Raw genomic sequence first — 13,517 nt, forward strand, 5'->3', positions numbered from 1 at the left:
TAAGTTTTACATATAAAATACATATTTTGTAACTTATTATACAATTATGTTACATTATGAAAACGTTTCTCTCTAATTAACAGAATTATGGTAGATTAGTAAAGTACCATTTTCAAAAATACTTATTTTTTAGGTAAAAGAGACTAAGATTATAATTGTTACCCGGTTTCTTTGTCTTTAGCTAGGAGGAAAGACCAGTGGCTTGGAGAAATACTAAAGAAGAAAGTCCAAATACATTCATACATAAATCAGTTAAGCTTTTGAAAAGAGCAGCAATGACTACTATGGCATTATCTGCCATTACATTCGGATCTGCTTATGCAAACAGTGATTCCGAACTGAAGACAATCTATCATGTTTACATGGGCAGTGAATATTATGGCTCTGTAACAGATAAAGCAGCCGTTGAAAAAGCAATTGAAAGCAAGCTTGACGCCGAAGAAGAAAAATACGAATCAATTGAACTGGAACTTGCCGAAGAGGTATCTTTCATACCTGAACAAGTTTTCAGGACAAACGCAAAAAATGATACAGTGATCGAACAGCTGACTGACTCGGTAGAAGCCAAAGCAAATGCTGTTGCAATCTCATTTGGAGATAAACCGGCAGTATTCGTGAAAGACCAGCAAGAGGCAGAACTGACACTGAAAAAGTTGAAACTTAGGTTCGTAACAGAGGAAGAAATGAAAGAGCTTGAAGAAGGAACGCCTGATTCCAATGAAGATTCCAAGCTGATCTCAGTTGAAATCTCTGAAGAAGCTAAGTTTGAAGAAACAAAAGCGGTCCCAGGAGAAGTCCTGACTGCCGATAAAGCCGTCGATTTCTTGTTAAAGGGAACTCTCGAAGAAAAGAAATACAAAGTGCAAGAAGGAGATGTTCTGGGAAGCATTGCCCAAAAACATGACCTTACTTCAGGAAAGTTGCTTGAGCTGAATCCAGGGTTAGAAGAGGACAGTCTGCTTCAAATCGATCAGGAAATCAATGTAACTGTTTATAAACCGCTTGTTCATGTAACGGTTGAAAGAGAGCAATCTACTGTTGAGACAATTGCCTATGAAAAAGAAGTTATTGAAGATTCTTCATTGAATAAAGGCGATATCAAGGTCAAACAGGAAGGCCAGGACGGAGAAAAGGCCATGACGTACCTGACGAAAGATGAAAATGGAGTCCAGGTCAACCGTACGGTGAAAGAAGAAAAGGTTACGAAAGAACCTGTGAAATATATCGTCATCAAGGGAACAAAAGTAACTCCTTCAAGGGGATCGGGAAGCTTCGTATGGCCGACAAACGGAGGATACGTTTCTTCCAAAGTCGGACAGCGCTGGGGCAGAATGCACAAAGGGATTGATATTGCCCGTCCGAACAACCTTACGATCAAAGCCATTGATAACGGAACAGTAGTATCTGCTGGATGGGATTCAGGCGGATATGGGAATAAAGTGATCATCGACCACAATAACGGGTACCGTTCTGTATATGCACACTTGAGCAGCATCAGTGTTTCGGCAGGGCAAACGGTCTCGGCAGGTGCTTCTATCGGAAACATGGGCCAAACCGGCCAATCAACAGGTGTACACCTTCATTTGGAGGTCTACAAAAATGGCGCGTTGGTTAATCCTTTAAGCCTCTATTAATCTTAACAATCAAGTTTATAATTTCATGCCTCTGGCCAGCCGGCTCAGGGGCCTTTTCTTTATATTCCCCGGGAGATAAAGGCTATAAACGAAATGTTAGGGAAAGATTACAATATGAAGACATTACCACTCTAAATTGGGATAAAAGATGAATTAAAGCTCATTAAATGATAAATTAGAATCAACCCGGAAAGTTATTAACCGGGCTGTTTTACACAATAAAAGCAGAAACACATTCATTTAAATACAGATAATCAGAATAAAGGAGACTTGGGACTATGGATAAGAAGATACTTGTCGTTGACGATGAAAAACCGATTGCGGATATTTTGCAGTTCAACCTGAAGAAAGAAGGTTATGAAGTTCATTGTGCATACGACGGAGACGAAGCTGTCAAAATGGCAGAAGAAATTAAGCCTGACTTAGTTCTGCTTGATATCATGCTGCCAAACCGCGATGGTATGGAAGTATGCCGTGAAATCAGAAAGAAATATGAAATGCCGATCATCATGCTGACGGCTAAAGACTCAGAAATCGATAAAGTCCTCGGGCTTGAGCTTGGTGCGGATGACTATGTAACGAAGCCGTTCAGTACAAGGGAACTGATTGCCAGAGTCAAAGCAAATCTTCGCAGACACCAGCACGGTGCTGCTCAACAGGCTGCTGAAGGAGCTAAAAACGAAATTGCTGTAGGTTCATTGGTGATTCACCCTGATGCCTATATTGTTTCAAAGAGGGGAGATACGATTGAGCTGACTCACCGTGAATTTGAGCTGCTTCACTACCTTGCCAAGCATATCGGACAAGTCATGACCCGTGAGCACCTATTGCAAACGGTTTGGGGCTATGACTATTACGGTGATGTACGAACAGTCGATGTAACGGTAAGACGTCTGCGGGAAAAAATCGAGGACAACCCTAGTCATCCGAATTGGATCGTGACAAGAAGAGGAGTCGGCTACTATCTCCGCAATCCGGAACAGGAGTAACTAAATGAAGAAAGTAGGCATCACCCGCTCGATACATTTAAAGTTCGTCTTGATTTATGTCCTGCTTATCCTTCTGGCTATGCAAATCATCAGTGTCTATTTTGTGCGTGAACTGGAAGATAAGCTGATTACGAATTTCACCAGTAATATTGAAGAGAATGTGAGCTTCTTAAAATATAATATAAAGGAAGAAATGCTAAAGGAAAGAACGGATAAAGACTTGAGCCTGGAGGATGATATCGACCGGATTCTCAGAGACTTCAGGGGTTCCGATGTATCCGAAGTCAGGGTAATTGACAGCAAATTCCGCATCCTTGGTTCTTCTAGGGAAGATAATCTCGATGCTGTTGGACAGCGTGCCACCGACACCATGGTGAAAAGGGTTTTCGCCACGGGGAAGGAAATAGACGAGGCCTATATCGACAATGAGACGGGCAACCGCATTTGGGTATATACCTCCCCGATCATTAATGGAAAAGATGAAATCGGCGCCATCTACCTCATTTCCAAGATAGAAAATGTCTATCAGCAATTAGAAGAAATCAATGAAATCTTTTCAACCGGTACAGTCATAGCGCTTGCCATAACCGCTATTCTTGGTGTTCTACTGGGCCAAACTGTCACAAGGCCGATATCGGATATGAGGAAACAAGCTCTTGCCATGGCAAAAGGAAACTTTTCCAGAAAAGTTAAGGTTTATGGATACGATGAAATTGGACAGCTTGCCATCACTTTTAACAACTTAACTAAAAGGCTGCAGGAAGCCCAGGCTACGACAGAGGGCGAGAGAAGGAAGCTGTCTTCCGTCCTTTCCTATATGACGGATGGAGTTATCGCGACAGATCGCAAAGGCAGAGTCATCTTAATTAATGATCCTGCTGCTAAAATGCTGAATGTTTCACGTGAAACAGTTCTATCACAGCCGCTTGTTTCCCTCTTGGGATTGGATGAAAATTATACATTTGAGGATCTATCAAATGAACAGGATTCCATCATATTGGATTACAGTACGAAAGAACAGCCATATATTCTAAGAGCCAATTTCTCTGTCATTCAAAAAGAAACGGGATTTGTAAATGGAATTATAACTGTTCTTCATGATATTACCGAGCAGGAAAAGATTGATATGGAACGAAGAGACTTCGTTTCGAATGTTTCCCATGAGTTGAGAACCCCTTTGACTACAATGAGAAGCTATTTAGAAGCACTGGCAGAGGGTGCGTGGCAGGATGAAGAAATTGCCCCGCGTTTCCTCAGTGTTACCCAGGATGAAACAGAGCGTATGATTCGCCTTGTAAACGATTTGCTTCAGCTTTCTAAAATGGACAGCAAAGATTATCGTTTCAATAAAGAGTGGATTGAGTTTGTCGGCTTTTTCCACCAGATCATCGACCGTTTTGAAATGTCTAAAAACCAAAACGTAACGTTTAAGAGGCAGCTGCCTAAGACAGCACTTTTTGTGGAAATAGATAAGGATAAATTGACTCAGGTGCTTGATAATATTATCTCCAATGCGTTGAAATACTCTCCTGAGGGCGGACTGATTGCTTTTAATGTAGTAGAAAAAGATAAAATGATTGTCGTGAGTGTATCCGACCAGGGGCTAGGTATCCCGCAAGATAACCTGTCCAAGATCTTTGAGCGTTTTTATCGTGTAGATAAAGCACGCTCCAGACAAATGGGAGGTACTGGTTTAGGACTCGCCATTGCGAAAGAGATGATTTCAGCTCATGGCGGCAATATATGGGCGGAGAGTAAGGAAGGCAAAGGGACAACCATTTCATTTTCACTTCCTTACGACAGTACTCAAGAGGATGAATGGCTATGAAATATGAACAAATTAAATCGATAATCTTGACCCTGCTTGTTGTTTCAAGTGTTTTTTTAACCTGGAACTTGTGGACCTATCAGCCCTATTTGGAACCGATTGGAGAAAGCAATATTACGGAGGATGTCATTATTAATGCTCAACAGGAAATGCAGGATATCATCGTCCCTTTCAAGCTCCTTTATCATCGCAACGACAGGACTTATGGAACCCAAAGGAAATTTGAGATTCAAAGCATGATGGACCAAATGTCTTCTTGGGATATCTATGGACTGAATGATATTACTAGGATGCTCACTGATGCTGAATTCAAGGAATTGGTGCATGGGGAAGACAGAGTTGAAATCATTTTCCCTGATCTTATAACCTTTGATGTTTATAAAAGTATATTAAAGTTTAGAGATACGGACCTGCCTGCAGATACTTTTGACCGCATTATCGTCAAGACTACGGAAGAATCTGCTGATTTCGCAGCGGTTTACTTCGTCTCCTATACAGATCAGAGAGTATATGAAAGCCGGATTAACTATTCAGCTGTACAAGCCTTTAAAGAAGATTTCGTCTCCAAATCCATTCAGCACCCGGAATACTTTAGTTATGATCCGACAGAGCGCAGGAGAATTTACCTGCCGGAAAACTCTTTGGATATGAATAGCTATAGGTATGTGACTTCTCCTGAATCGATTGAAGGATTCGTGAATGCCTTGTTCAGTGAGCCGTCTCTTGTAAGCCATGAATATACCAATATCGGTGAGGAGTACAACGATGATTCCAGCTTAATGAGGGTAAATGTGAATAATAAGACTTTCACTTTTGTAAATATTGAGGAAGAGGCAGAGGTTGAATTAGAAACGAATATTACGGACTTAATTACCCAGACAAGCGGATTTATCAACGACCATGGCGGCTGGCCGGAGGAAGTTACCTCTTATCAGTATTTCAGTGTAAGCAAGCCGCAACGGCTCGTTCATTACCGGATGTTCGTCCATGACCTCCCTGTTTTTAATGAAAGCGGGATGGCTGAATACTCGGTAGTGCTTGGGAAGTTGAATATTTTTAAGTATTCCAGGCCTTACACAAATTTGGAAGGCATGACGAAAGATACAAACAGCGTTACTCTCCCTTCAGGCCAAGAAGTGCTTGACCGACTCCTGGAAGACAATATCAACCCGGAGCAAATTGAAGATATTATCCCGGGATTCAAACTAACAAATGATGTATCAAGCTTCGTAATCCTCGAGCCTGCCTGGTACTATAAGTATGCAGGAGCATGGATTAGAATCCAGCCGGATGATGTTGGGAGGGGTCAGCTTGGATTGGAGTAAAACGAAAACCATTTTTATCATTGTCTTTTTGATTTTGGATATTTTCCTGTTAACCCTCTTCATAAACAAGTATAATGAAAGTCAGTATGATTTTCTTGGTGAAGCCAAGCTTGAAGATTCACTTCAACTGGAAAACATTGAATATGAGCTGCCCCTCTCAAAAGAATTCGAGAAACAGCCTTATTTAAATGCCATTACCAAAGCCTTCACTGAAGAAGAGATTCAGGAACTGAAGAATCAATCTGTTGAGATCATTGATTCCACAACGATCACCTCGAAGCTTGAAGATGGAGAATACGTGCTAAGTGAGAAATTCAAGCCCGAAGAACTCAATGATTTTATCAGCCAAAATGTCCTGCATGGGGATTCATACTCCTATTGGGGTATAGATGAAGACCAGCAGAGAGTTCTCTATTATCAAACTTATAAAGATAAACCTCTTTTTCAAAATATTAATGGGCAGCTGGTGATCTACTTTAATGAAGATCGTAAAATCGTCTCTTATACGCAGACATTGATGACAGACTTTGAAGAATTTACCGATACAAAATCAGTCATCACTCCAATACAGGCTGTGGAGACCCTTTACGATAAAGAGAAGCTGCTGCCTGATAGCAGTATAGGAATGCCGGAAATAGGATTTTACACGCTGGTACCGGAAGCTGAAAGACAAGTAATGGCACCGGCCTGGCATTTTACCGTTACAAAGGATGGAGAATCCGACCATCTATTTGTAAATGCCTTCGAAGGCAATATCATCGAGTTTAGCAACACAGAAAAAGAATTACTGGAGTGAGAGAAATGTCTATGCATTTTAGTGTACTTGCCAGCGGCAGTACGGGGAATGCCATTTACGTTGAAACGGACCAGAACTCATTCCTCGTGGATGCTGGCCTGAGTGGAAAGCAAATGGAAGCTTTGTTTCAGAAGATTGACCGGAAAATTAAAGATTTAACAGGGATCCTTGTGACTCATGAACACAGTGATCATATAAAGGGTATAGGGATACTGGCCAGAAAGTATAATCTTCCTATCTATGCGAACGAAAAAACATGGAAAGCCATGGATCCGTTGATCGGGAATGTACCGACCGAACAGAAATTCGAATTTGGTATGGAAAAGGTCCAATCCTTTGGTTCCCTAGATATTGAATCCTTCGGTGTTTCTCATGATGCGGCTGAACCGATGTTCTATACCTTCCATCATGAGGGAAGAAAATTGGTTCTGGTGACCGATACTGGTTATGTAAGTGACCGTATGAAAGGCATCATTTCCAATGCAAATACGTATGTGTTCGAGAGTAATCATGATGTGGACATGCTTAGAATGTGCCGTTATCCCTGGAGCATTAAACGACGCATCCTCAGTGATGTAGGACATGTTTCGAATGAGGATGCAGCCATTGCCATGAGCGAGGTATTTGGTGATCAGACAAAGAGCATCTATCTCGCCCATCTCAGCAAAGATAATAACATGAAAGACTTGGCGCGTATGAGTGTTTCTCAAACATTGGAATCCAAAGGGATTAAAGTTGGGGAGCAATTCGATCTGCTTGATACCGATCCGAAAATCCCGACCTCACTGGTAGCGGTCTGATGATGTTTACGCCTCTGGTTGAACAGGGAATTAAAAGATGAAAGCGCATTGTTGCTTTCATCTTTTTTTGGTTGTTTTAACAGGCTCCAAGTGGATAAATTTGAAAATATTTTATAAAATGAAAGCGAAAATCCATTTTACCTGACTATATTTTTGACTATGTAGGAAAATATAAAAGATGTATAGGAAAGGGTGTATCAGTAGATGGGCTATTACGATCAGGATTACGAAAATACAAGATCGAAACAAAAAGGAAATCGCGGTGGCTATTTCCTTGCTAGTCTCATTGGGATTATTCTTGGGGCTATCCTGGTGATTGTCGCACTGCCGCAGCTGGATGATTGGGATGTACTGCCGTATAACCCAGGGAGCAATCTGGCAGAAACGGATGAAGCTTATCATAATGGACAGAATGGTGAATCAAGAAATCTATCTGTTAGTGTGACAAGCGATGTTACAGCTGCCGTTGAAAAGGCTGAAGATGCGGTTGTCGGGATAAGCAATATCCGCTCTCAAAGCTTTTGGGAACAAACCGGACAGGAAGCTGGAACAGGATCTGGTGTCATTTATAAGAAGGCTGGCGGGAAGGCATACATAGTCACAAACTTCCATGTTATTGAAGGAGCTGACCAGCTGGAAATAACTCTTTCTGATGGAACCAAGGTGCCTGCACAATTACGTGGCGGCGATGTATGGACAGATCTGGCTGTTCTTGAGGTTGACGGCAGTGAAATTAAGTCTGTAGCTGAATTCGGTAATTCCGATGAGCTAAAGACCGGCGAACCGGTACTTGCTATCGGGAACCCGCTTGGACTGGCATTTTCAGGTTCTGTCACTCAAGGGATAATATCTGGATTGGAACGGACCATCCCGGTAGATATTAACCAGGATGGCATGGAAGATTGGCAGGCCGAGGTTATTCAGACTGATGCTGCAATCAACCCGGGAAATAGCGGGGGCGCACTTGTGAATATAGCAGGACAGCTGATCGGAATCAACTCCATGAAAATTGCCCAGGAAGCAGTTGAAGGGATCGGATTAGCTATTCCGATCAATGCTGCACAGCCAATCATTGAGGATCTGGAGCAATTCGGGGAAGTGAAACGCCCTGCAATGGGTGTCTCCCTCGAAAACGTAAATGAAATTACGGCTTATCATCAGCAGCAAACCCTCAATCTCCCTGAGGATGTGAAAGATGGCGTGATGATCCGCCAAGTGGTTCCTAACTCTCCCGCAGCGCAGGCAGGACTTCAGGAACTTGACGTCATTGTTGAGCTTGATGGAGAAAAGATTACCGACATTATTGCTTTAAGAAAGCACCTTTATAATGTAAAAGATGTCGGCGATCAAATGACAGTGACGATCTATAGAAATGGTGAGCTTCAAGAGGTGGCAATGAAGCTGACAGATGAATCACGTCTATAGTGTGGATAACTCAGAAAGCAGGAAAGGGACCATTACTTTCCTGCTTTCTTTTTTAATGATATGATGGCTTGTGGATAAATTAAATAGTATACAATTCAGTTTAGAGTGGAGGAAAAAACAATGATTTATTGTTGCAAAGAGCATGTAGAGCTTGCGATGGACGTTATTGTGGATGAATATGAAGTTGCTCCAAAATTAGAACAATTAACAGATAATCAGGAGTTATCCACAACCTGTGAATATTGCAATAATCAGGCAGAATATCTAGTGGCGAACTAATATTCGCATACGATATGTGGATAGTGACTGTTGATATGTGGATAACTTCTGTGTATAACTTGTTCGTAAATTGTTTGCAAAGCGAGTGTGAATTGTGAATATCTCAATTGTGACAGTAGGAAAATTAAAAGAGAAATATCTCAAGCAAGGAATCGATGAATATTTAAAACGTTTGAGTGCATACGCCAAGGTTGAAATTATTGAAGTTTCTGATGAAAAAGCCCCTGAAGAATTAAGTGAAACAGAAATGGCCCAGGTCAAGGGAAAAGAAGGAGAACGAATTCTCAGCAAGATTTCACCTGATGCCCATGTGATTGCGCTTGCTATAGAAGGAAAAATGAGAACATCTGAGGATTTGGCAGATAACCTTGATAAGCTGGCTACATACGGCAAAAGCAAAGTGACCTTCGTTATCGGAGGTTCCCTTGGATTAAGTGACGAGGTCATGAAGCGGGCAAACGAGACGCTCTCTTTTTCAAAGATGACGTTTCCCCATCAGTTGATGCGTCTTTTCTTGGTTGAACAGGTTTATCGGGCTTTTCGGATTAATCGGAATGAACCGTATCATAAATAGTGGTATAAAATCAATAAGGAATTGTTAAAGTAGTTATAGAAGGGATACTGTTATTAACGGTATCCTTATTTTTGTCAGTGAAGCACATTCACTTATATTGTAGTAGAATGAATCAGTATGTATGTGTTAACGATAAATGCCGTATAAATCCGGCTTTTGGGATTTTTACGAAGGCAACAATATATACGAAAAGTGCATAATAGAAAAATGATATTTCAATTTAGTTTATGGAGGCAGATTAATGATAAAAATCATGGCTGATTCAACCTGTGATTTATCTGATGAAGTACTGCAAATGTACGATATCAGCTTGGCACCTCTAACCATAAATATAGAGGGAAAAATATATAGAGACAGGGTAGATATCCAACCAGATGAATTTTATGGAATGATGGAAGCTTTGCCGGATTTTCCGACCACAGGGATGCCTAGCCCAGCAGAGTACTTGAAGATAATAAAGCAGGCTGTTGAGGCTGGAATTAAGGAAGTATTATGTATATGCATGTCTAGTGGAACAAGCGGTTCATATCAATCAGCTATAATAGCGAAGGATTATTTCTTCGAGGAAAGTCCGGAATCTAACGTTAAGATACATGTAGTTGATTCAAAATGTATGAGTCATGGAAGCGGTTGGCTTATTATGAAAAGTGCGATGATGAGGGAACAGGGAGCATCGTTTGAAGAAATAGTTGCTTTTAATGAAAAGTATAAGAGAAAGATAAAGCATTTCCTCTCCGTGGATGATTTAGATCATTTGATAAAGAGTGGCAGGCTTTCTAATACAAGTGCCTTAATAGGGAAAATCTTAATGCTAAAGCCAATCATGACTATGAAGGATGGAAAAGGGGCCATAGTTGGAAAGGAAAGAGGATTAAAGAGGGTACTTAACCATTACACGCAGGAGTTTATGAAAAGAAATGATCAAGAATTGACGGACTTTATCATAGTTGGTTATACATCAGATATCAAAGTTGCCGAAAATCTTAAAGCTAAACTTCAATCGGATACTGGTTTCTCTGGAGACATTTATATTATGCAAATGGGAGTATCAGTTGGGACCCATGTGGGCTTAGGTGCTATTTCAATGTATTTTGTAGAAAAGTGAGGGAAGATCAAATAAATTTCACTTTTAAAGACGTTACTAGCCAGTCCTCAACCAAGTATAAACAAAAGCCTTTCCGTTATTATGGAAAGGCTTTTGTTAAGATTATTTATAAAAACTAAGTACTATCATTGAGTATGTCTTCTTACAAATTGACCTAATAACTCATTTAATTCATTTGCTGCTTTTGTTGGTATTCTGTGGTCTACATTTTCAATAAGAACCAATTCATTATCCGGTAATTTATCATGTAATAAATTGGCGTAAGAATGAAATTGCTTATCCTTTTGACCATAGATTAAGAGTGTTGGCAGGTTTATATTTCCTAGACGACTTGTGCAATTATAGTGCAAACTATATGTGTAATACTGCTCAATGTTTCTATAATCTCCTTGTTTGGCATCACTAAACATCTTTTTGAACAACTTGTTATTAGAGTTTTTCCTTGAAATAGACCAAGATAAAAGCGAAACCAAACCAGCCTTAGCTAGCTTAACTCCTAAAGAAATTCTACTTTTTAGGAGTGTATCATTAACTTCGGACAGTCCACTTATAATCACACCACCTAAAGAACGATGTGAAGAAGTTAATAAGAATTCCACCACAATTGAACCTCCAGTAGAATAACCGCTACTATAAGCTTCATTGTAGAGAGTGCCTATTTTTGGACCTAAAAAACCAGGCTGAACAGCAACATAAGTAATCTTCTGACCTATCCCTCCACCCTGGATTGAATAAAATGGTGTTCCGAGTGGCTCAGCAATTATAGTTTCCACTAAGACCCACAGGGACTCCTGACAAATTCAATTCAAAGCTACTAGATTCCCAGATTCCTATAATGAGATATTGCTTTAATTGTTATAATAATAGGAAACTGCTTGATGAATAATGAAAATCTGAGTGAGGTGGCGCCATGAACACAGAACAGAAGCTAATGAGTTTGATTAATTCGACACGGGTGTTGACATCTACATTAAACCTTGAAGAGGTATTGGATCAGTTGAATAAAGAGGTTTTAAATGTCATAGACGGTGCTAATGCGAGTGTTCTTTTCTTATATGATAAGAAAACAGGGAAGCTTTACCCGAAGAGTTCGGCAGGATTTGATATGACCTATTTGAAAGAAATCAGAATTTCTCCCGGTGAGGGGATGAGCGGTCAGACTTTCCAGGAGGGTAGAGGAAAAATCTTTCTTTCCAAGACGGATACGATGGATGGGATGTCCAATATTTCTGGTGAGACGGGAGAGTTATACGGAAAGGCCCTGGGTAATTTTCAATATCCTGATAGTGCCATCTGCGTACCTATCATGACGAAAAGGGAATGTATCGGTGTGCTGACAGTGGATATCTATGATAAGAAGAATCTAACATTCAATGAAAATGAACTCCGGCTTCTGGAAACTTTTGCTGTGCAGGCCTCTGTGGCAATTGAGAATGCGATGTTGTTTTCTCAAACCGAGCGGACACAGGAAATTCATGAAAAGCTGACATCTGTCTCGCTATCCAAAGGAGGTCTTGAGGAGATCACCTTGGCTTTATCGAAGCTTGTTCATCAGGAAGTGGTGGTCTTCAATGAGTTTTTTGATGTGCTCGCCATTTCCTCTTCCGAATATCAAACATATGTACAAGAATTCTTACAAGAGGAAGTACATATTCTGCAGGAAGTCATTGAAAGTGAAGAGCCCTTATCATGTTTTCTGCCCCGCTCAACTATTTCTGAACTTACGTTTTTCTCGATTAAAATGGATCGGTATAAAATTGGTTATGTGGCTATCTTTTCAGAAAAGACGTCCAACCTGGACCCACTGGATCAATTCGCCATCGATCAAGCGATGACCATTTTCGCGTTGGAAATGAATCGCATTGAGAAAATGACGATTAATAATTTTCAGTATTCTGGTTATGTTATGGAAAAACTTATTCAGAATGCCCCCGATGCTATTGCTGCTTTGTCACAGATGAATTTTTCCGAGTATGAGCAGCACCAGTTTGTCGTGTGCAAGATGTTGATGAAGGAGCCGCTTGTTTCTTTTAAAGAACTGACAGAAAGTAAAAGCAAGTTGACTCGTCTCATCCATAGGGAGATTTCCAAATTTCGTTATAAAACCTTTGTTCTGGACCGCAATATGGAAATTGTGTTCATGTTCGTCCTGTCTCCTTATGACAGCAAGGAGCTTTTAATACGCAATGTTAATGATTTTATTGAAGGCATTCAAAATCGATTGCGTGAAGGCTTGGAGCTCTCAAGCTATGCCGGGATCGGGAGGATTGTGGGATCATTACAAGAAGTCCATCTTTCTTTCCGGGATACCAAGAGGTGTGTGGAGTACCTGCTTTCCAAACAGAAAGAAGGATTGATTTCTTACAATGATCTTGGGATACAGCGACTCTTTATGAAAACAGATAAAGAAGAGCTTGAGGAGTTCGTGCAGGATATGCTGGGACCGATCCTTGAGTATGACGAAATCAGGGATGCCAACCTTTATGAAACGTTGAAAACGTATTTGGAATCCAATCTTAATATGGCGGCAAGCGCTGCCAAACTCTTTGTACACACAAATACGGTCAAGTACCGCCTGAACACGATAAAGGAAATATTAAAAATGGATTGGTCGGCAGGGACAAGTGTATTTTCCCTGCAATTAGCACTGCAGATACAGGAATTTTTACAAGAAGAATAATGAGTTTGTCGGTAACCAACAAAAAGTGAGCCGTAATTTTGTTGGTTACCGATATTTTTTAATATACAGAATTATATTACAA

The 13,517-nt window shown here is 40.5% G+C and carries 12 protein-coding genes; 11 read left to right on the forward strand and 1 reads right to left on the reverse strand.

Annotated elements, in window-relative coordinates:
- Nucleotides 1–197: 197 nt before the first annotated feature.
- The 10 genes from BSG1_RS05725 to BSG1_RS05765 all read left to right on the forward strand — a co-directional run bounded on the left by BSG1_RS05725 (nt 198) and on the right by BSG1_RS05765 (nt 10,755).
- Nucleotides 198–1,634, forward strand: coding sequence for a peptidoglycan DD-metalloendopeptidase family protein (locus tag BSG1_RS05725; RefSeq protein ID WP_006835990.1), 1,437 nt, complete (start codon nt 198–200; stop codon nt 1,632–1,634).
- Between the two features lie 278 nt (nt 1,635–1,912).
- Nucleotides 1,913–2,623 carry a response regulator YycF gene (gene yycF, locus BSG1_RS05730; protein WP_006835991.1) on the forward strand — a complete coding sequence of 237 codons (711 nt, stop codon included), beginning with the start codon at nt 1,913–1,915 and terminating at the stop codon, nt 2,621–2,623.
- Between the two features lie 4 nt (nt 2,624–2,627).
- Nucleotides 2,628–4,451 carry a cell wall metabolism sensor histidine kinase WalK gene (walK, locus tag BSG1_RS05735; RefSeq protein ID WP_006835992.1) on the forward strand — a complete coding sequence of 608 codons (1,824 nt, stop codon included), beginning with the start codon at nt 2,628–2,630 and terminating at the stop codon, nt 4,449–4,451.
- Nucleotides 4,448–5,776: a YycH family regulatory protein gene (locus tag BSG1_RS05740; RefSeq protein WP_044022480.1), complete on the forward strand. Its 1,329-nt coding sequence runs from the start codon at nt 4,448–4,450 to the stop codon at nt 5,774–5,776. Before walK ends, BSG1_RS05740 begins: the two co-directional genes overlap by 4 nt.
- Nucleotides 5,763–6,572: a two-component system regulatory protein YycI gene (locus tag BSG1_RS05745; protein WP_044022481.1), complete on the forward strand. Its 810-nt coding sequence runs from the start codon at nt 5,763–5,765 to the stop codon at nt 6,570–6,572. The genes BSG1_RS05740 and BSG1_RS05745 overlap by 14 nt, the downstream gene beginning before the upstream one ends.
- A 5-nt stretch (nt 6,573–6,577) precedes the next feature.
- Complete coding sequence (locus BSG1_RS05750; protein WP_006835995.1) at nt 6,578–7,372, forward strand: MBL fold metallo-hydrolase; 795 nt, start codon at nt 6,578–6,580, stop codon at nt 7,370–7,372.
- Between the two features lie 204 nt (nt 7,373–7,576).
- Nucleotides 7,577–8,797, forward strand: coding sequence for a S1C family serine protease (locus tag BSG1_RS05755; RefSeq protein ID WP_006835996.1), 1,221 nt, complete (start codon nt 7,577–7,579; stop codon nt 8,795–8,797).
- 120 nt (nt 8,798–8,917) lie between these two features.
- Nucleotides 8,918–9,076 (forward strand): CxxH/CxxC protein, encoded by a 159-nt coding sequence (locus BSG1_RS20175; RefSeq protein WP_083802849.1) that lies wholly within the window; start codon nt 8,918–8,920, stop codon nt 9,074–9,076.
- A 94-nt stretch (nt 9,077–9,170) separates the two neighbouring features.
- Nucleotides 9,171–9,650 carry a 23S rRNA (pseudouridine(1915)-N(3))-methyltransferase RlmH gene (gene rlmH / locus BSG1_RS05760; protein ID WP_006835998.1) on the forward strand — a complete coding sequence of 160 codons (480 nt, stop codon included), beginning with the start codon at nt 9,171–9,173 and terminating at the stop codon, nt 9,648–9,650.
- 241 nt (nt 9,651–9,891) lie between these two features.
- Nucleotides 9,892–10,755, forward strand: coding sequence for a DegV family protein (locus tag BSG1_RS05765; RefSeq protein WP_006835999.1), 864 nt, complete (start codon nt 9,892–9,894; stop codon nt 10,753–10,755).
- Nucleotides 10,756–10,880: 125 nt separating this feature from the next.
- On the opposite strand, the gene BSG1_RS05770 is transcribed toward BSG1_RS05765, so the two are convergent.
- Nucleotides 10,881–11,528: an alpha/beta fold hydrolase gene (locus BSG1_RS05770; protein ID WP_006836000.1), complete on the reverse strand. Its 648-nt coding sequence runs from the start codon at nt 11,526–11,528 to the stop codon at nt 10,881–10,883.
- A gap of 137 nt (nt 11,529–11,665) precedes the next feature.
- Between BSG1_RS05770 and BSG1_RS05775 the strand changes: the two genes are divergently transcribed.
- Nucleotides 11,666–13,435, forward strand: a complete 1,770-nt coding sequence (locus BSG1_RS05775; protein ID WP_006836001.1) for a helix-turn-helix domain-containing protein — start codon at nt 11,666–11,668, stop codon at nt 13,433–13,435.
- The last annotated feature ends 82 nt before the right edge of the window (nt 13,436–13,517 follow it).

Source organism: Bacillus sp. SG-1, assembly GCF_000181495.1.
GTDB lineage: Bacteria > Bacillota > Bacilli > Bacillales > Bacillaceae_B > Rossellomorea.

Bases quoted from the DNA above. Each gene is read 5' to 3' on its own strand.
- yycF (WP_006835991.1), top strand. From the start codon at position 1,913: ATGGATAAGAAGATACTTGTCGTTGACGATGAAAAACCGATTGCGGAT.
- BSG1_RS20175 (WP_083802849.1), top strand. From the start codon at position 8,918: ATGATTTATTGTTGCAAAGAGCATGTAGAGCTTGCGATGGACGTTATT.
- BSG1_RS05740 (WP_044022480.1), top strand. From the start codon at position 4,448: ATGAAATATGAACAAATTAAATCGATAATCTTGACCCTGCTTGTTGTT.
- BSG1_RS05765 (WP_006835999.1), top strand. From the start codon at position 9,892: ATGATAAAAATCATGGCTGATTCAACCTGTGATTTATCTGATGAAGTA.
- BSG1_RS05750 (WP_006835995.1), top strand. From the start codon at position 6,578: ATGTCTATGCATTTTAGTGTACTTGCCAGCGGCAGTACGGGGAATGCC.
- walK (WP_006835992.1), top strand. From the start codon at position 2,628: ATGAAGAAAGTAGGCATCACCCGCTCGATACATTTAAAGTTCGTCTTG.
- BSG1_RS05755 (WP_006835996.1), top strand. From the start codon at position 7,577: ATGGGCTATTACGATCAGGATTACGAAAATACAAGATCGAAACAAAAA.
- BSG1_RS05775 (WP_006836001.1), top strand. From the start codon at position 11,666: ATGAACACAGAACAGAAGCTAATGAGTTTGATTAATTCGACACGGGTG.